The following is a 17,364-nucleotide window of genomic DNA, read 5'->3' on the forward strand; positions in this document are numbered from 1 at the left end:
CCATAAGCGTTCTTAACTGCCAACGTACAAGCGCCCAACTTCTTCACTGATAAGCTCAAGAACCGTTTCATAGATATCCTTGTATGAGCTCGCTGATTGAATGTTTTCAGCACCAGCACAAGTCTGCAATCCTGGGTTTAGCGAAATGTCGTAGTCAAAACCAATCACAAATATTCGAGCTTCGACAGCCCGACCATTGATTTGCCTTTGTTCTAACTTCGTTATGATGTTGTCGCATAGCCCAGCGTTATAGAGTCGTAGTGCGGCATAGCTGGGAAAGCGATTGTCATGGGCGTAGTCGGGGTGCCAATCTGCGCCATCAGAGAGAACAATGATGAGTTTTCGAACGTTTTCTCCGCCGTTAATAATCTTCGCTGCCTCGAGAATACCTTCGAAAGAAGCGGTCCCATGGCTGGGGATAAAATGATCGATCGTTGTTCTGAAATTAGCAAAATTATCAGTTAACCCCAGCGTCCTGAAGGACGAACTATCATTAGGATCTCTGCCGATGATGGATGTTCTCGGTGTTGTGAGAGGGGCTGCGACGGTAGCTGCATAGTTGATATTGGGAATGTTATTCCACCACTGGTATGATCTAGAACCATTGCCGTAGTACTGAACATTGCTGTAGTAGGAACCGAGATCATGGGGATACATGTTGTATCCAATAAACGCCGCACGGTTTGCGAGTTGCTCGTCGCCAATCTCTTGCTCAGTGGAATCATTGTATGACTCCAGCCTTTCAGTAATGCGTTTTATGACCTCAACAACTCCCTCATATTTTGAGTTGATATGACTGAATTCATCGTCGTCGTCATTATTGTTATCGTTTTCTTCCCATGCGCTCGCCATTGATCCAGAGAAATCCGCGACGAAGGCGACATCAATGGTAAAGCCCTGATATTTACGTGCCGTTGCTTCTCCGCCCATGGTGATCTTTTCTTCATACCCTTGATGATAATCGCTCTTCGGATACCAACTGGTGAAATCTGATTCGACGCTGACTCGATACTGGGTAAAAATTAAGCCATCACGGTCATAAACCCCCGCTTTCCCGCATTGTTCTCCATAGATCTCATCGCAACTCGTTCTTTGGACATTGATGTCAGAAGCGTTGATGTCGCCGTCTGGTGCGTAATTGTCGACAAAGCCTTTGGCCAATATTTGATTTTCATGGACGACGGTTGAAGCATTAGCAGCGACGGCAAGAGAGGCCATTTCAACGCCATCATTGACCCGAGCATGGGTTTGTAAATAGCGCGTCGATTCAATGGCGAGAACAAATACGCTGAACAATAGTGGAAAAGCGATAATGTAGAAGATGGTCGCTACGCCACGTTGTTTTGAAGAACTTGATTTCATCGCACTCAATCCTATCGACCTACTGATATTGAGGTTGAGCGAGCCAACTCCCAAGTTTCGCCCATGAGTTTTCCGAACATATTGTCCGTTTTATAACAAAGAGTGATTTGATACAGCGTTAGTCGATTACCGAAGTTGGTCACTGGCGCGAGTTCTGACTTTAAGCTGAGCCTTTTAACAGGCGCGCATCCATAATCACCAACATCAAAGATATTAACCCCAGTCTGAGCGGAAATAGGTTGTTGCTCACTGTTGAATCGCTGTTGTTCGATCACCATGCCGAGACGACTCGGTTCGAAGCCGTTCATTGTTGCATCTAAGGATGTCGACACTAAACGAAACAATGTGGATGTTTGCGCAATTGTCATTTTGTCTTCTCCATCAAAGAGTTGAGTCCGCTCTTTAACTAGGCTTACCGTTGAATAGGAAAGACGATCCAGCTTTCCGACAACGGCTTGTTTTGAAACAACATCCATAGTGAAAACACAAATAAAACTGAATGCGATCAGAATGACGACAAGTTCAATGGTGAATGTGCCACGTTGTTTATTGGCTAAATTGGTCACGTTCAAATTCCTGAATAGCAATGACTTCACGAGATAAATTCAATGTCTCTGCATCATACAAATACGAGAACATGGGTTCGTATTCGTAGCTCACTTGGTAAAGGGCAATGGGTTTGTCCGAGCCCAATACGGTGCCAGCCCTTGACGCCGCGCTGTCTAATGAGTCATAAAATTCAACAGAGATACTGAATTTGGTAGGGTCAACAACCTTTGTCCAAAAGTCATTACTGTTGCTGATCGCCGTTCGGAATATGGACTCATAATTCGCATTTGCAGAGGATCTAGCAGTGCGAGAAGATTCTGAAATGGCGTAATCAACCACTGACGATAAATAGCCAATGACACATATTTCGACCCAAAACATGAGAAAGAAAAACAGGAGCGGAAAGCCGATGGCAAACTCGAGGGTAATAACACCTGATTGTTGGTTCTTTCTTCGTGTGTGTTTTCGCCTTAACGATCTCATGTCAAGAATCCCAACGAATGGTTAGAGTGTTTCCTTCAACTTTGATATCGGGTTTTTCCTGGGTTTTTTCGTGCATTTCAAGCACGATACGAACAAAGCTCTCATGCTCTCCCAGTTCAATGGCCTTCGCAGGGCCTTCTTTCAAATAGCGCTTACGCTTGGTGGTGAAATTCTTAGCGCCTTCAATATCAAATACCCATTTTCTGCGTTTCTCGAGATACTGAGAGTGGATCTTTCCCAATTCAAAATCTGAAGTTGCGACGTATTCGCTTACGCCGTTAGCCTGCAAAAAAGTAATGTCCGTAACTAAATAGCGAGAGCGTTTCTTTTTCGTCTTTTTGACGAGAGACGGTGTTTGTTTTGCCTCTTTTCTAGCAGGTTTTAGTGTCTTCTCTTGTTGAGCTTTTTCTGCTTTGGCTTTGTTGGCTTCTGCTACTCGTTGACGTGCAAGTTCTAGCGGTCCCACTTTTTCTTTTTTAGGTGGGCTGATGTCGGGCTTTGTTGTTGGGGCGACGGAGGCTTTTGATGTTAAGGCGACGGCAGCAGATACCGTCGACGGAGCGCTGATTGCACGGTGCGTTTTTTTGGTAGAAGTGTTCTTTGCCGTTGAAACCGCGTCATCTTTGGTTTCGTCTTTCGCTTTAGCTACGGCTCCAATGTTATCAATCGGAGCATTCTGAGCGAGTACTAATTTAGGTTTGTCTCTTTGTTTGTTGGTCGCCAAAATGGAGTCAATTTTTTTTATGCTATCCGTCGCTGAAGCCGGTGTTGTCAATGGTGCACTAACGCTGGCTTGAGCATTTTTTTGAGCGCTAGTTTGCGAGTTGGTTTGAGAGAAGCGACTCAATGCCTCAACATTATTGAAGCTGGTATATCTTTCATTGATGGTTTCTCTGCTTTCTTGGCTTGCTAGGAGTTGACTGAATTCGCGGGAACGGCCAGATTTAGCAAGTGCAAGCAATAGGTTAGCCTCAACGATACTGTCTGAACGACCATTTTTCACTAGCGGTAACAAAATGTCGGCTGCCCAGTTAAAATCACCTTTTAACATGGCGACCATCGCGAGGTTGTTCTTCACAATGTCATCATCGAAGCCATAAAGGCGCGCTCGATCAAACGCCTGTTTGGCTTTATTGAGTTCACCACGTTGGGCGAGGAGCAGTCCCTTTAGGTTGTACGCTTCTGCATTGTTATCATAGATACGTAATGCCGTGTTTACGTGTTGCTCGGCGGCATTGAGTCTATCGAGGTCATAGAGCACGTTTGCTCTGAGCATTTCTAGCTCTGTATCCTTAATGGCATCATAGGGGATCAGCGCTAACTGAAACTGTGCGGCTTCTGGATCGCCTGACAAATAGAGTGCGTTCGCCAATTTATATCGCAGTGTTGGTGACGGGCTTTTCTTCAGTTGCTCTTGGTAGCGTTTAACCAAGGAGGTGTAGTTACCGGTTTGGAGTAAAAGCTGATCTCCTTTCTCCCCGGCATACTCTTCGAGCACATTAGAGGAACTACACGCAGAAAGCGCAAGAATGATGGTGGCAATGAGTAACGGTTTCATAGTTTCTCCAACATTCTCATCACACCAGGACTGACAATCAGCACAACGACGGGCATCATGACAAAAATGATCATTGGAATGGACATTTTGGAAGAGAGCTTTCCGGCTTTTTCTTCGAGAGAAAGAAGCTGAATCTTTCGAATATCGTTGGAAAGCGTGGTTAGGATTTCGTAAACCGACGTACCGTGCTGCATGCTCTGGGTGAGAGTCATAACGAAGCTGTGCATTTCTGGAGACGGAACCCGTTCGTAAAGATCTTGGAGCGATTTGTCTAGACCAACGGTTCTAGCTCTGTCACTGAGGCGTTTCAACATGTAAGCGATATCGCGGTCGAATGATGCCATTTCAGACGTTAGGTAGAATAGGGTCGACTCGATAGTCATACCCGTTTGAACGCAAGTGGCCATCAAATCTAATAAGAAAGGCAGTTTTCGGGTGATTTTTAGTGCGAGTGCGCGACGGCGCATTTCTAGGTATAAGTCAGGCCCAATAACCACAACTAGGGTTAATCCTGCTAACCATGTGATTTTATCTGCGATTCCTTCATAGATGGGCGCATCGCCAGTCAAAATGACAATAGCGGAAGCAACCCCGAAAACCGTGTACTTAATAAGGAAAAAGTAAGGTGCCAGCGCGGTGTTATAGATACCAGCACCAATAAATTTCTCAGTGATTTCGTTGTTACTGGCAGCGAAAAATGACGAAATCAATCGAGATGCATTCGCGAGCGAAGAGACTTTGTCCATCTGATTAATATCTAATGCTTGTTCAATGCTGCTCTTGCGTTTTACGTTGCCGAGCAGAATCGTCAGGGCTGTCGCTGCGCCAAGCGCTATCAATACAATGAAAATGAGCGTGTAGAAATTGTTCATTACTTCACACTCTTCATCAACCAAGTGATGATACCAATGCCAATCGATTCACTGACTAGGGTGTAATAAAGCAGAAACCTTCCGCTTGGGTCATGCATCACATAGTCATAGTTTTCAGGTGACAAAAAACGCAGAACAACAAACAGGAAGAAAAAAGGAATAGCGCAGATGATGTATGAAGACATACGTGCTTCTGCCGTTAATGCCTTTTTCTTCATATCCACACTTTTGGCATCGAAAAGCACACGGTTGAGGTTGGTAATCACACGGCGTAGTTGACCACCGCGATTTACGTTCACCCTCATGGCGATTACAAAGAACTGGAACGTGGGTGTTGGGAATCGTTGACATGCTCGAGCAAAAACAGATTCGGTTGTCTCACCTAAATTTAATCGCTCACCCATCGTCTTAAATTCGCGTCCAACAATATTGTCGAGTGACTTTCCGACGTATTGAATTGCGTGGAGCAAACTTTCACCAGCGGAAACCGAACTGGCGATCATATTGAGCGCATCTGGGAAGTTATCTTCGAACTCTTTTTGTGTTCGAAACTCTAAATACCGAATGCCTAGATAGGTGAAAATAGGGTAAGAAAGTAAAAGCGATACTTGAGTTGTGAATCCAAATACGGTTACAAAAACAAACTCACCAACAAAGGTGGCGGCGACGTAATACCCCAACACCTTAATAATGGCGTACTCGCCAATGTCGTAATAGATGTTTCTAAGAGATCGAGATAGACGTTGAGAAAATGTGGTGTTGGACAGTGCTTCCATATCAACAGCGCGGTTTTCGAGCAGCTTGGTTTCAGGTAGCGTGTTGTTTTCACGAAGCATACTTTCTCGGCGTTCACTGAGCTGAGCCTGTTTCCTCATAATGTAGAGGCCAACCCCAATTAAGCCGATGAAAAACAGATTCGCAATCATGCTTGCATCTCACTGAAGATACTTTTGAGTTCTTTGTCTAAGCCGAAGTAACGCGCTTTTTCATAGAGCGCCGAGCGCTCCATCAGTCCAGACGTAATGAACCGGCCTAGAATTCGTCCTTGGCTTGAGAAGCCTTGGTGTTCAAAACGGAATATCTCTTCCATCACCACACCGTCGCCTTCCATACCGACGACCTCGCAGATACTCATGACCTTGCGGCTACCATCGTGAAGGCGACTAATCTGAATGATAATGTCGACTGCGCTTACGATAGTGCGTCGGATGGCCTCCAGAGGCAAAGAAGCCGTCGCCATCATGACCATACTCTCGATACGAGAAATGGCGTCTCGAGGACTATTGGCGTGGAGGGTAGTCATTGAACCATCGTGGCCTGTATTCATCGCTTGAAGCATCTCAAACGTTTCAGCTCCGCGGCACTCACCAATAATGATCCTATCAGGGCGCATACGGAGCGCATTGATAACCAATTGGCGCTGGTTGATCTCGCCATTACCTTCAATACCTGCGGTACGTGTTTCCAGACGTACCACATGAGGTTGTTGCAAACGAAGTTCAGCTGCATCTTCAATTGTCACAATACGTTCACTCTCAGAGATATACTGCGAGAGTGCATTCATCATTGTGGTTTTGCCAGAGCCTGTACCGCCAGAGATCACCACATTGAGACGACAGCGTGATGTGATGATCATGAGCTTGGCGACCTCCGGACTGACAGCGCCAAATTCAATCAAATCACCGAAACTGATGCTTTGCTTTTTAAACTTACGGATAGATACGGATGCCCCATCAATGGCAATGGGCGGGAGAACTATGTTCACGCGGCTTCCGTCTTCAAGTCGAGCATCACACAGCGGTGTGGAGTCATCAACGCGTCGACCGACTCTTGAGGCTATGCGTTTGGCGACGTTTGTAAGCTGTGTGTTATCCATGAAGGTGATTCGAGATTTTTCAACAAGTCCCTGCCTTTCAATAAAGACGTTGTCAGGGCCATTGATCATGATGTCCGAAATGGAATCATCCTCCATCAATGCCTGAATAGGGCCAAGCCCTCGAAGTTCGTCGTAAAGCATGGTGACGAATTCATTGCGAAGCGTGGTAGATACTGGTGACTTATCTTGTTCTATGAGCAGCAAAATGGCTTGAAGTAACTGGCTTTTCAGTTCGTCCTTGCTAAGTGTCGAAACGGCTTCTGGGTCAAGAGCATCAAAGATGCGCGTGCGCAAGGAAATGTAAAGTTCACGAGAAGGATTCATATATTAGTTACCCTTCTTACGGAAAAAGGGAAACAGCCCTTTCCCACGACTTGGCAGTGCGACTTCACCGACTACCAAAGAACATAAAGCGCGGAGCTGGCTTCCAAATTTGGTTTTGCCACTGCTTAGCATGGTTCCGCTGACCAATGCTTCTTCCACAGAAACTTCATATGGAAGGACAACATCAATGGGCACACTTAGATACTTAACAATTTCGGATTCAGTGACGCTATGGAAGCGAGATGCTCGATGCTTATTGAGAACAAGCATGATTCGGACAGTTTTCCTTAGGTCATTTTCTTCTATATGCTTTTTAATGTTATGCAAAAGCGCCGCGGTTTCGCGAAGACAGGAAATGGTCGGGTCCATCACTATTACAGCCACATCAAGTTGCTTGATTAATGAACTCGGCTTTAAATCGAAGCTGACAGAGGCAGAGAGATCATCAATGATGAAATTGGTTTCGCTGCTTAAATTGCTGATGACAGTGGCAGTGACCTCGTGGAAGTCCGCTGACGTTTCACTATCTAAGCCCAAAGCGAGGTAATCGAGTCGATGGTTCACTCGTGTGACGAGCGATTTCGCGATCGACTCATCAACATTACCACTGGACTCAACAGCATTAAGTTTTCGTTTTTCACGGTTTTTCACGCCAAGGTAGATATCGAGATTGCCGGAAAGATAGTTGTTATCTACGACAACGCAGGAAGCCTGCTTTTCATTAGAAAGCTGCCAGCCAAGCTCTGCTGTGATGAGTGAGGTACCGATACCACCGCGAGTGCCGATGATTCCAATACGCTTTGCCCGTCGACGATGCTTAAAGTTTGCTGATTCATGTTGGGCTAAGACACTCTCGACAAATTCAGCAAGCTCGATCTTCGATATCGGCCAAAGCAGGTAATAAAAGCCGAACGCTTTTAGCTCTCGCACCACAGAAATAGAGTCTTCGCCACCGATGATTAAGACAGAAAGAGAGGTGGGAAGGCGCTCTGATAATTGGCGGCACTCTTTTAATATGTCCTCACATTTCACCAAATCGACAATGGCAACTTGGGCATTTAGCTCTTCCACTTGCCCTGCGACGTCATCAAACTTGTATTGATATGCGGTTGGCAGCGTTTCGCCAATAAAGCGGAAAGTCTCTTCGACTAGAGACTTTGATGCATCCGTTCTATGAAATTGAATAACCTTAATGCCAGACTGATTGCCAAGGTTAGAGAGAGAGCTCGTTGACTCTTTCTTGAGTAGTTCGTCAAAGATCATGATGTCTCTCTTACTGGCTGTCTTGAGGTAAAACGGTGGTACGATTTTGGCCTGCTAACTTTCTGTCAGGATGGAGCATCGACTGCCATCTTAAATTATCTGAGTAGCAGCCATCATCACCAGAGTGATACTTGCCAATCACGCGCTCGTTACAGGTGTGCGTTTGCACCTGATAGATAGTTGTTGATAGCGAAATGATATCGACGGCCTGCGAACTGTCTGACTGTAAAGTCACTAATTCTCTCGGTGTTCCCGCACTGATCAGCCACCTAGATGCTTCCATGGCGAGCCTTTTTGCGCTATGACCTTTCCAAGAGATCTCCGCGCCATAGACAAGCAGGTCGTCTTTGTTGTTTTTGAGGTAAGTGAATAGCTCTTTTTTGGCGAGCTTTGATTTCTTGTTTTTCAAACTCACAGCATAGGTATATGTCACCGGAGTGACGGTAACGTCTCCACCTTGCACTGCTGTTCGATGCGGTAAACTTGAGCAAGCGAATAGAAAAGAGGTGCTCAGAACAAAAGTGACGAGATATCTTTTGGTACCAATCATTTCTTGAACCCTCCCGTCGCTAGAATTTCAGTCTGCCATTTAGCCGTGTCTGACGATGAATCAAAATCAACCCCGAAGAATCGAGAGAGAGTGCTGGTCTGCTTGATTTGTGGCAGTGTGATGTTTGCGGAGGTTATTGGCGTCACCAAAGATACAGTGGCAACAATAACCAACTCGGTTTTTCGCCGAGTGGTCGTAGAGTGACGGAACAATGCCCCTAAAATTGGAACATCAGCGATAAATGGTATTTTTGCTAGTGACTCTTGGTCTTCCGTACTGAGTAATCCAGCTAGAACAAAACTGTCACCATCGCCAAGTTCAATCGTTGTTTGGGCTCGACGAACACGAAATGCAGGTATATCCAAGGCGGTTTCACCAAATTGCTCGTCGACCGAGCTCACAGATGGCAGGAGGGTCAACATGATCTTGTCATCGCGTTGAACTTCAGCAGCAAGCTCTAGACCAATACCAAACGATCGATAGCTGATGACATAACCGTCAGGTGAGAGGTAGGAAATTGGCACTTCACCACCGACAAGAAAGCTTGCCGTCTCTCCTGAAATAACCGAGAGGTTGGGTTCGGAGAGTACTTGTCCAATTCTGTCATCGTTGATGGCTGAAATGTAAGAGCCGACGTTGCTACCTGAACCGCCCGTTCCCGTAATGGCACGAAAGAATTGTCCATTGTTGAACGTGTTTTCAAATACGGTACCCCACTGGATGCCGAGTTCGTTCACAATTGAACTGTTAACTTCCGCAATGGTGAGTTTGACGTTGACTTGTTTAGTGACAGTGACTTCCAAGTTGTTGACCACACCCTCATAGATTTTATGCGCAAGGTAGTCGATATCTTTATCGGGTGTATCGGTGTTAATGGATACCAGCGTTTTGACTTTCTCTGTGGGATCTTTGGTTAGGAGTTCACCAACCATGGCATAAATTTCATCTTTTTCTTTTTGCGTTGGAACAGTGCCTCCCAAAACAACGCGATCACCCAAGTTTAAAACGGACACTTCGGCGTTTGGGTATTGTGATGAGAGCATTTGCTCAATGCTTATTAAACTTTTATTAACGACAATCCGTTTTTCTGTCAGTGTGGAACTGTTTTCACCAAAAACGATTAACGTTGTGGTACCAATGTTTCTTCCAAATACGACCAAGCGGTTGTTATCAATGACTTGGTAATCCGCCACTTCTGGGTTAGCGATAAAAATAGTACCGATTGTGGTATCAAAATGCATAGAACGGGCATCGCCAGTACCAAGATTGATGATTCCTGCCGCCTTCACTGTCAGGGAGGCTGACGCCAAAAAGACGACGAGTAAGATGTGATGAAAACGCAAAGTAAGCATTCCTTGCTCTCTAGTTAAAAGCCTTATCTTGGCCACGAATCTCAATAACCGATTTAAAATTTGGTAACACGTCGTGCGTGTCCGCATTCATGCCCAATGTTGTTTGATTTAAAGACTTAATAACTTCAATGACACCAATGCGCCTCGCTATGACCATTTTCCCTATTTGCTCTCTTGCGAGCTCAATGGTGATAGGTAAGTCCTCAGTTTTAGAATCATTCTCTCCCTCAATAGCGAGGATTTTGACGTTTTGGAGCAATGGAGAAACAGATAGCGTGCGGAATGATTGAATAGCATTGCTTCTGCCTGACTCGCCAATATTTTGCTCGTCTGATGTCAGCACTAGGACGTCAATATGGTCACCGACAGAAATACCTGAACCTAAAAAGTCTCGGCTTGTTAAACCAAACGAGTAAGGTGTCATGCCAGGCTCTATCGCGGCTTCGATGTAGCCTTTGTCTCCGGGTGAAATAAAGTCGCTTTGAGTGATGAAGGTAGAGTTAGATATGTCTTTAGCGGCAATCATGCCGGGAACAATTTCTAATGAAGTATCTTGTGCAATCCCTTTCGTCATGGCCTCCTGCTCACGCACGCGGAAATATCGGACATTTGTTCGTTTTAAAAGATCGCCTTTCTCAAGTGATGCCTCAAGTTGCGCGACTTGAAATGTTGGGATAGATGTATCGACGACTGCTGTTTGATTGAACCTAAACATTCCGGTCAAACCTAACAGGCCAATAATGATTGTCAGTACTGCAATAACAAAAAATACTCTTTGGCTCATTTGTCTACTCGGTATGTCCTACACATAGGATGGCTGGTTTAACTAAGTGCACTCAGGTGAATAAAAAAAAGACTGGAAAAAACGATAGGAACTCCGTATGGGACGCCTTTATTTTTACCGTTTTTCACAATTTTCGATTTAATGAGGATGATTAATGCTGTGATGCCACCAATAAAACCGATTGTTACTAAAGACAGTGTCCAATATTGGCTGTCGATTATTAGCGCATAGATAGAAAGAAGCTTTATATCGCCAGCCCCAATTATACCCAAGCTAAAAATAACCAACCCAACGGTTAAGACTAGAGTGCTTCTTAGAATATGCAACTCTATGTTTTCGTATTCATAGGCAATTAATAAACAGCAGACCAAAACGACTAAATTTAACCTGTTGCTTATCTTTCGCTCTTTGATGTCCGAAACAATAATAACCGTTGAGATGGCTATAAGGACTAGACCAATGAGATTCATTGACAATGGTCTTAGGCCCACATTACTGAGTAGTAACGGTTTCGGCTTTACCGATGTTGGTATCAATTACCGTCATTGCGTCACCTAGTGCTTTACCCAGCCCACCGTCTGCAACAACTGCAAGCACGATTGCAGAAATAGCCACACCGATGATTGCATATTCGATAGCGGTTACGCCACGTTCGTCTTTTGTAAAACGCTTAGCGATTTTAAGTAGAGACATGAAAAACTCCATTTATGTTTTAAGGGTGATCTTATTTTAATGATTCGCTTGAAATTAAATGTAAGGATTTCTGGCCAGTGCCGAATCTCATGTTTATTCTCAAGTTAGGAAATAAGATATAACTGATATTTAAATATATCCACCAACTAATTCAAGGGTTTATTTTTCACTTTTAATACCAATTCTTATTGTTGAGCTATCTCTTGTATGGTTACTGGTGTTTTTATAGCTAACTTGTTGAGTATTAATGGTTGTGTAATGTGATAAATGTAACTAAATAATATATGCAACAAGGCCCAAAGTCTAAATATGCGATCAGCTGAGACAGTGATGAATATTTTTATAAACAAGACTTCTATCACACAAAAACGGAGATGTTTATCTAACCCAATAATAGTTTTTATTGGTTTATCTTTAATTAATCACCAAGTTTCCATTAACAATTACTCCTGGTGACAGATAATCCAGTCATTTATGGTGAATGTTTGTACAGCGAATTCACATTTGGAATATACGCTAAGTGTCCATTGCCTCATGCTTATTGTCTAAAATGTCGGCTTTTAGATATTTTTCTTTACACGAAAATAAGATGGTCATATGAAATCAATGACTTATATGTTCAGGCGAGATTATCAAAATTATACGAGCAATAGCCATCTTTCTATACGCGTTATAGGGTAACTTTTCTGATTATTTATTCATTGGGTGCGAAGGTGCCAAACAACCTGAAGAAGTATGGTCAGGCTGTTTGGATTGTTGCTTGCACGTGCTGGATATCAGTGATGTGCTGGGAGCGAGGAAGGAGAAGGTTTTGTGGTGATTACATTGACAAAGTACATCCCAATCACCGCACTTAATACAAACAAGAACACGATGCTTGATCCAGAGCCTAATGCAGTGATGGCAGGTCCTGGGCAAATTCCCACCAGCCCCCACCCCACACCAAATAGCGCAGCACCAGAAATTAACTTTGCGTCCAGCGCAGTACTCTCATTGACGCAGAAGGTGTCAGCCAACAATGGCTTGGCTTGTTTACGAACTAAGAAGAAATAACCTGGCATAAAGACCAATAAAGCGCCACCCATTACAAAAGCCAAGTTGGGATTCCATTGTCCGAATATATCGAGAAAGCCAATGACATTGGCAGGGTTAACCATGCCAGAAATCATCATACCTAGGCCAAACAGCAAGCCTGAAAATAGCGCAATAGCGTGATTAAACATCCTTATCTCCTTAGGCGTGAAGACGCACAAATACTGTTAAAAAGGCTGTACCCATGAAAATGAGCGTGGCGACGATTGAGCGTTTAGACAAGCGGCCCATACCGCAAATTCCGTGACCGCTGGTACACCCATTTGCTAGACGAGTACCAATACCGACCAGTAGTCCCGCTGCAACGGCAAGAAGCGGGGAGGTACCTCCTGAAACAGAGGAAAAATCTGGGTAGGTAAACCCAACAAGAGGTGAAATAACGCCCGCAATGATCATGCCGCCGAGAAAGAGTAGACGCCAAGCAACGTCAGATTGACGAGGTTTAAGTAGCCCGCCAACAATGCCGCTGATGCCAGCGATACGACCGTTGAAGGCCAATAGTGTTAGCCCCGATACGCCGAGCAACATACCCCCAAGCAATGCTTCCCAAGGGATTCCAAATGACATAGATACTCCTGTTATTTCCGTCTTCAAGGCTGAGCGAGTCTCATCAACAGCACTTCCATGGAAACCAATCTTATAGAACACCAAATTTAAGTCAATGCTAATTTAGTGTTTATTAAATTAATAATATCTAATATATGACAGGGTATGCGATCTCGCCACTCGATTGCGCTGAGATATTGGGCCTTGTTAATCGAGTATTTTCAGGTTGGTTGGGGGCTATCGCACATGGAAAAGGGCTGAGGGCTGAGGGTTAGCTGACAACGGATAACCATCCACTGACAATAACTATAGGGGCAGAATAGAAAATACCACTCTCTAAAGGAGTGGTATTTTCTTGTCAAAGTCCCATTTCCTGACACTTATCCCCGTCAAACATCAGTCATGCTGATGTAAGCCAGAAAGCTTTCTAATGGGGACACTATGAAATACACAATCCTATCTGCATTTTTGCTAGTAACCGCTACTTTATTGCCTTCATCGTTACTTGCAGCCACCCCATCGGCTGCTGATGCGGAGGTTTATTTTGTAACGCCTAAAGATGGTGAAACCGTACCGGAGACATTCAAAGTGGTATTCGGTTTGAAAGGCATGGATGTTTCGCCTGCGGGTAATAATCAGCCCAACTCAGGGCACCATCACTTGTTGATTGATGTCGACTCACTAGCGGATTTCTCGTTGCCTTTGCCAGCGAATGACAATGTTAGGCACTTTGGTGGTGGGCAAACTGAAACCATGATGACCTTGCCAAAAGGCAAGCACACACTGCAATTGTTGCTGGGAGATTACTTACATATTCCCCATCACAAACCCGTGATTTCAGAAAAAATCACCATCACGGTTCAGTGATAGACAAAGAAAAACCGCTGCACTCTCAGCAGAGTACAGCGGTTTGATAACATGCGAAATGGCGCTCTTATAACAATCGCATTGGTGCTCATAAAGCAATTGTATTGGTGCTCTTAAAACAAGAGTGGAGCCACATGGCGTTTTGTGGCTCAGTGTTGAAGAGCCGCTATTGGCCGCGACCGCAGACCATAACGACAATGGTGCGAATCATAATGTGCAGGTCCATTTTCAGCCAGCTTGTTGGTGAGGTTAAAGAAAGCGCATATGAGTGGTCAAACCCCACTTTAGAACGCACATCATCAATGCAGGTATCATAACCTTGATTGACTTGAGCCAGTCCAGTGATCCCCGGCGTCACGCCATAAGTACGCTCGGCAAAGTATGGGATCGCGTTTTCCAATTTTTGGTAGAAGCCAGGACGTTCTGGACGAGGGCCAATAATAGACATATCACCGACTAAAACGTTAATAAACTGAGGGATCTCGTCCAAGCGGGTTTTTCTTAGGAAACGCCCAACACGGGTCACTCGTGGGTCAGTTTTTGTTGCCCACGTTGCACCTGTTACGCTTTCGGCGTCGGTACGCATAGTGCGAAATTTGATCATCGGGAACAGCAAGCTTTTATCCGGTAGTGCGCGACCAATTCGCATTTGGCTGAAGAACACGGGTCCACGGCTGTCGAGTTTGATGGCGAGGGCTATCAAAGGGAACAGTGGCAGAGTTAGGGCTAAGCCAATCAGAGAAAACAGAATATCAAAACCACGCTTTGCTTTTGCCGTTACTGGGCTGATATCGCTATTTACGTTCAAGTTCATGCTGATATTCATAGTGATTTATCCTTATTAGAAGTCTTTGAATCCTCAGAAACACGAGTCCATCGTCCTGTCTCTAAACCTGTGATGTAACGCAATGTACCAATTAGGTTCGCAGTGTGACCTGTCACTAAGTATTGCAGAGCTTTTGCAATACTGCCTTTGGGTTGATAGCCAGCGACGCGGCATAAGCCAACCGCAAGGTAAATGGTTATTTGTCCTGTCATTGCTAGAGCAAAGAAGTTGTTTGATGGTGCGAGCAGTGCGCTACCCAATAAAGCGGTAACCATGAAAAACGGCATGAGCACTCGCAGGCCTTTACCTGATGCAAACGTAAAGGCTATGCCGCCACGCAGGGGGTTGAGCAGTGGCAGCAAACGCATCAGTTGTTGGCAGTTACCCGCGCCGATACGAAGGCGGCGACGAAAATCTTGATGCGCATTTGTTGGCTCAAGTTCGACAGCTTGAATCGTTTCGTTAATATCGGCACGAAAGCCTTTCTTGACGATTTGCATCGGTAGAACGAAATCATCATTGATGGTGTCGGGAGCTAAAGGCGTGAACAGTTCGCGGCGAATGAAATATAGTGCGCCATGTGCGCCCAGTGATGAGCCTAATTGCGCTTCATTGCGTTGAATTGTGCTTTGGTAGTCCCAGTATTTTTGTTCGCCATCGGCAGCGTTGATTAAGCAGTAACGACTGTTCAGTACGCCAACATTTGCGTCACTAAAGTGATGTGCTGCGATGTAGAAGGCATCGATTGAAACCAGAGCTGAAATGTCACTCAGAGCGACAATATCGCCTTGAATGAGTGGCATGGTGTTATTGATAACAGCCACCTTGCCCGCGTTGTGTTCATATTCAATCACAGTGACGTTAAGATGTTTGCACAGTGCTTCTTCAGCAGTTTGACGTGCAATGTCAGCGGTCTTGTCTGTGCAGCCGTCACATGCGAGTACCACATGTACTTTATTGCTCGGGTAGTCCAATGCGGCGAGGTTTCGGATCTTGTCGGCAATCCATTTTTCTTCATTATAAGCGGGCATTAGGACACTGATCGTTGGTAAGTCGATGTCGTTTGCACTGCTGCGATAGCCGCGAACAGGCGTTGTTTGTGTTGTAGCGCCCTTTTCTGCTGACGTTAAAGGCTTACGCACTAAGATTTTCAGCAGTAGCGGATAACCCACGTGGTGGTAGATCACTAAAATGATACTGGCTGTGGTTAGCCAAAAAGTGATTTCATGCGCCATGACAAAGCCCCTCAGTCAAAGAATCGTAAGCACTTGCCATTGTGCGAATATCCGCGTGATTAGTGACAAATGTTCGAGGGTTTGATGACACAGCGTTGTGGAGGCAGTGAGTGATTTTTTCAGCCATGTCGCTTGCATCACCTGCTGTCATGAGGCATCCCGACTCTGGACATAGTGTTTCGCTTGCGCCGCCGACATTGGTTACTGCCGTAGGGATGCCACATGCTTGTGCTTCCAATGGTGCGAGAGGGAAACCTTCGTTGAAGGATGGTAGGCAGAACAGGTCGAGTGACTGATAGAACTTCGGCATGTTTTCAACATGACCGAGAAAATGAACGCGGTCGCTGAGGTTGAGTGTTTTAGCTTTGTCTTTCAACATGACTTCCATCGAACCTGAGCCAGCAATGGCAAGGTGAATGTGGTTAGGTAACTCCGTCATGGCTGAGATAAGTACAGCATGGCCTTTGACTTCTTCAAGGCGCCCACTTGCGCCAATGAGCTTGATGGCATTGGGCAGTTTCATCGCAGCGCGGGCTGTTGGTTTGTGACCGGGAATATATTTTGACGTATCAACACCATTCTTGATGACGCGCACATCTTGCATGCCTGACAGGGAAGAGAGTGAATGAGCCACGATATCGGCATCTGCCACGCAAACTGGTGTTCCAAACAAAGACACAATACGATGTAAAACTTGGTGACGTTTGTTGCTGTAGTGCCATGCATCGTGTTCTGTGTGTACATGGGGGATGCGGTTAAGAAAGGCGGCAAGACCACCATAAAAGTACGGACCAATATGGTGGGTATGAATGAGGTCAGCGTCCAGCGACGATAAAACTCTTTTCAACGTCATAATGGTTGAAAGCGAGAGCCCTGGCGCCTTGTTTAAGAACACTAGCTGATCTTTGAACTCTCGAAGTCTTGGCCATGCGGCAATCGCGGTTTCAGCATCTCCTTCGAGGCTGACAATTTTCATTGCATCACCGTGGTGCGAGAATTTCATCAATTCCAAGGCCATGACTTCGAGTCCGCCTGGTTTGAGATGTTGCACGACTTGAACAATGGTCTTCATGACAACCTCGTTGAGAATGACTGAGTATTGCTATGAATAAAGCAGAAGGCGTGCCAGTTT

At 45.2% G+C, this 17,364-nt stretch carries 19 protein-coding genes; 1 reads left to right on the forward strand and 18 read right to left on the reverse strand.

What is annotated here, in order from left to right:
* Nucleotides 1-12: 12 nt before the first annotated feature.
* From LRP50_RS16025 to LRP50_RS16095, 15 genes are all read right to left on the reverse strand, one after another.
* On the reverse strand, nucleotides 13-1,362 hold the full coding sequence (locus tag LRP50_RS16025) for a TadE/TadG family type IV pilus assembly protein (RefSeq protein WP_274165471.1): 1,350 nt from the start codon (nucleotides 1,360-1,362) through the stop codon (nucleotides 13-15).
* 11 nt (nucleotides 1,363-1,373) lie between these two features.
* On the reverse strand, nucleotides 1,374-1,928 hold the full coding sequence (gene tadF, locus LRP50_RS16030; protein ID WP_274165472.1) for a tight adherence pilus pseudopilin TadF: 555 nt from the start codon (nucleotides 1,926-1,928) through the stop codon (nucleotides 1,374-1,376).
* Nucleotides 1,909-2,394, reverse strand: a complete 486-nt coding sequence (locus LRP50_RS16035) for a TadE/TadG family type IV pilus assembly protein (RefSeq protein WP_274165473.1) — start codon at nucleotides 2,392-2,394, stop codon at nucleotides 1,909-1,911. The genes tadF and LRP50_RS16035 overlap by 20 nt, the downstream gene beginning before the upstream one ends.
* A 1-nt stretch (nucleotide 2,395) precedes the next feature.
* Nucleotides 2,396-3,952 carry an AMIN domain-containing protein gene (locus tag LRP50_RS16040; protein ID WP_274165474.1) on the reverse strand — a complete coding sequence of 519 codons (1,557 nt, stop codon included), beginning with the start codon at nucleotides 3,950-3,952 and terminating at the stop codon, nucleotides 2,396-2,398.
* Entirely contained in the window at nucleotides 3,949-4,824 is an 876-nt protein-coding gene (locus tag LRP50_RS16045) for a type II secretion system F family protein (RefSeq protein WP_274165475.1), read from the reverse strand. Before LRP50_RS16045 ends, LRP50_RS16040 begins: the two co-directional genes overlap by 4 nt.
* Nucleotides 4,824-5,750, reverse strand: coding sequence for a type II secretion system F family protein (locus LRP50_RS16050; RefSeq protein ID WP_274165476.1), 927 nt, complete (start codon nucleotides 5,748-5,750; stop codon nucleotides 4,824-4,826). The genes LRP50_RS16045 and LRP50_RS16050 overlap by 1 nt, the downstream gene beginning before the upstream one ends.
* A complete protein-coding gene (locus LRP50_RS16055; RefSeq protein ID WP_274165477.1) occupies nucleotides 5,747-7,024 on the reverse strand; it encodes a TadA family conjugal transfer-associated ATPase in 1,278 nt (425 codons plus the stop codon). Before LRP50_RS16055 ends, LRP50_RS16050 begins: the two co-directional genes overlap by 4 nt.
* A 3-nt stretch (nucleotides 7,025-7,027) precedes the next feature.
* Nucleotides 7,028-8,287, reverse strand: coding sequence for a CpaE/TadZ family protein (locus LRP50_RS16060; RefSeq protein ID WP_274165478.1), 1,260 nt, complete (start codon nucleotides 8,285-8,287; stop codon nucleotides 7,028-7,030).
* A 10-nt stretch (nucleotides 8,288-8,297) separates the two neighbouring features.
* Entirely contained in the window at nucleotides 8,298-8,837 is a 540-nt protein-coding gene (locus tag LRP50_RS16065; protein ID WP_274165479.1) for a hypothetical protein, read from the reverse strand.
* Nucleotides 8,834-10,189 (reverse strand): type II and III secretion system protein family protein, encoded by a 1,356-nt coding sequence (locus tag LRP50_RS16070; RefSeq protein WP_274165480.1) that lies wholly within the window; start codon nucleotides 10,187-10,189, stop codon nucleotides 8,834-8,836. Before LRP50_RS16070 ends, LRP50_RS16065 begins: the two co-directional genes overlap by 4 nt.
* Nucleotides 10,190-10,199: 10 nt before the next feature.
* Nucleotides 10,200-10,973 carry a Flp pilus assembly protein CpaB gene (gene cpaB, locus LRP50_RS16075; protein WP_274165481.1) on the reverse strand — a complete coding sequence of 258 codons (774 nt, stop codon included), beginning with the start codon at nucleotides 10,971-10,973 and terminating at the stop codon, nucleotides 10,200-10,202.
* Nucleotides 10,974-11,011: 38 nt separating this feature from the next.
* Nucleotides 11,012-11,443, reverse strand: coding sequence for an A24 family peptidase (locus tag LRP50_RS16080; RefSeq protein WP_274165482.1), 432 nt, complete (start codon nucleotides 11,441-11,443; stop codon nucleotides 11,012-11,014).
* A gap of 22 nt (nucleotides 11,444-11,465) precedes the next feature.
* Nucleotides 11,466-11,666 carry a Flp family type IVb pilin gene (locus tag LRP50_RS16085; RefSeq protein ID WP_028021815.1) on the reverse strand — a complete coding sequence of 67 codons (201 nt, stop codon included), beginning with the start codon at nucleotides 11,664-11,666 and terminating at the stop codon, nucleotides 11,466-11,468.
* A 776-nt stretch (nucleotides 11,667-12,442) separates the two neighbouring features.
* A complete protein-coding gene (locus LRP50_RS16090; protein WP_274165483.1) occupies nucleotides 12,443-12,889 on the reverse strand; it encodes a YeeE/YedE family protein in 447 nt (148 codons plus the stop codon).
* A gap of 10 nt (nucleotides 12,890-12,899) precedes the next feature.
* Nucleotides 12,900-13,340, reverse strand: coding sequence for a YeeE/YedE family protein (locus LRP50_RS16095; protein WP_274165528.1), 441 nt, complete (start codon nucleotides 13,338-13,340; stop codon nucleotides 12,900-12,902).
* 405 nt (nucleotides 13,341-13,745) lie between these two features.
* Between LRP50_RS16095 and LRP50_RS16100 the strand changes: the two genes are divergently transcribed.
* Nucleotides 13,746-14,171, forward strand: coding sequence for a DUF4399 domain-containing protein (locus LRP50_RS16100; RefSeq protein WP_274165484.1), 426 nt, complete (start codon nucleotides 13,746-13,748; stop codon nucleotides 14,169-14,171).
* 166 nt (nucleotides 14,172-14,337) lie between these two features.
* Here the strand turns inward: LRP50_RS16100 and LRP50_RS16105 are convergent, their stop codons facing one another.
* Genes LRP50_RS16105 through LRP50_RS16115 form a run of 3 tightly spaced genes read right to left on the reverse strand, consistent with a single transcriptional unit; the run spans nucleotide 14,338 to nucleotide 17,304 of the window.
* Nucleotides 14,338-14,997, reverse strand: coding sequence for a sugar transferase (locus LRP50_RS16105; RefSeq protein ID WP_274165485.1), 660 nt, complete (start codon nucleotides 14,995-14,997; stop codon nucleotides 14,338-14,340).
* Nucleotides 14,994-16,232 (reverse strand): glycosyltransferase family 2 protein, encoded by a 1,239-nt coding sequence (locus LRP50_RS16110; protein WP_274165486.1) that lies wholly within the window; start codon nucleotides 16,230-16,232, stop codon nucleotides 14,994-14,996. Before LRP50_RS16110 ends, LRP50_RS16105 begins: the two co-directional genes overlap by 4 nt.
* Nucleotides 16,222-17,304, reverse strand: a complete 1,083-nt coding sequence (locus tag LRP50_RS16115; RefSeq protein ID WP_274165487.1) for a glycosyltransferase — start codon at nucleotides 17,302-17,304, stop codon at nucleotides 16,222-16,224. Before LRP50_RS16115 ends, LRP50_RS16110 begins: the two co-directional genes overlap by 11 nt.
* Nucleotides 17,305-17,364: the final 60 nt, after the last annotated feature.

Source organism: Enterovibrio gelatinilyticus (assembly GCF_028683095.1).
GTDB lineage: Bacteria > Pseudomonadota > Gammaproteobacteria > Enterobacterales > Vibrionaceae > Enterovibrio > Enterovibrio gelatinilyticus.

Excerpts from the sequence above, each read along its gene's own strand:
- LRP50_RS16025 (WP_274165471.1), bottom strand. The coding sequence starts at position 1,362 with ATGAAATCAAGTTCTTCAAAACAACGTGGCGTAGCGACCATCTTCTAC.
- LRP50_RS16035 (WP_274165473.1), bottom strand. The coding sequence starts at position 2,394 with ATGAGATCGTTAAGGCGAAAACACACACGAAGAAAGAACCAACAATCA.
- LRP50_RS16040 (WP_274165474.1), bottom strand. The coding sequence starts at position 3,952 with ATGAAACCGTTACTCATTGCCACCATCATTCTTGCGCTTTCTGCGTGT.
- LRP50_RS16045 (WP_274165475.1), bottom strand. The coding sequence starts at position 4,824 with ATGAACAATTTCTACACGCTCATTTTCATTGTATTGATAGCGCTTGGC.
- LRP50_RS16050 (WP_274165476.1), bottom strand. The coding sequence starts at position 5,750 with ATGATTGCGAATCTGTTTTTCATCGGCTTAATTGGGGTTGGCCTCTAC.
- LRP50_RS16055 (WP_274165477.1), bottom strand. The coding sequence starts at position 7,024 with ATGAATCCTTCTCGTGAACTTTACATTTCCTTGCGCACGCGCATCTTT.
- LRP50_RS16060 (WP_274165478.1), bottom strand. The coding sequence starts at position 8,287 with ATGATCTTTGACGAACTACTCAAGAAAGAGTCAACGAGCTCTCTCTCT.
- LRP50_RS16065 (WP_274165479.1), bottom strand. The coding sequence starts at position 8,837 with ATGATTGGTACCAAAAGATATCTCGTCACTTTTGTTCTGAGCACCTCT.
- LRP50_RS16070 (WP_274165480.1), bottom strand. The coding sequence starts at position 10,189 with ATGCTTACTTTGCGTTTTCATCACATCTTACTCGTCGTCTTTTTGGCG.
- cpaB (WP_274165481.1), bottom strand. The coding sequence starts at position 10,973 with ATGAGCCAAAGAGTATTTTTTGTTATTGCAGTACTGACAATCATTATT.
- LRP50_RS16080 (WP_274165482.1), bottom strand. The coding sequence starts at position 11,443 with ATGAATCTCATTGGTCTAGTCCTTATAGCCATCTCAACGGTTATTATT.
- LRP50_RS16085 (WP_028021815.1), bottom strand. The coding sequence starts at position 11,666 with ATGTCTCTACTTAAAATCGCTAAGCGTTTTACAAAAGACGAACGTGGC.
- LRP50_RS16090 (WP_274165483.1), bottom strand. The coding sequence starts at position 12,889 with ATGTTTAATCACGCTATTGCGCTATTTTCAGGCTTGCTGTTTGGCCTA.
- LRP50_RS16100 (WP_274165484.1), top strand. The coding sequence starts at position 13,746 with ATGAAATACACAATCCTATCTGCATTTTTGCTAGTAACCGCTACTTTA.
- LRP50_RS16105 (WP_274165485.1), bottom strand. The coding sequence starts at position 14,997 with ATGAATATCAGCATGAACTTGAACGTAAATAGCGATATCAGCCCAGTA.
- LRP50_RS16110 (WP_274165486.1), bottom strand. The coding sequence starts at position 16,232 with ATGGCGCATGAAATCACTTTTTGGCTAACCACAGCCAGTATCATTTTA.
- LRP50_RS16115 (WP_274165487.1), bottom strand. The coding sequence starts at position 17,304 with ATGAAGACCATTGTTCAAGTCGTGCAACATCTCAAACCAGGCGGACTC.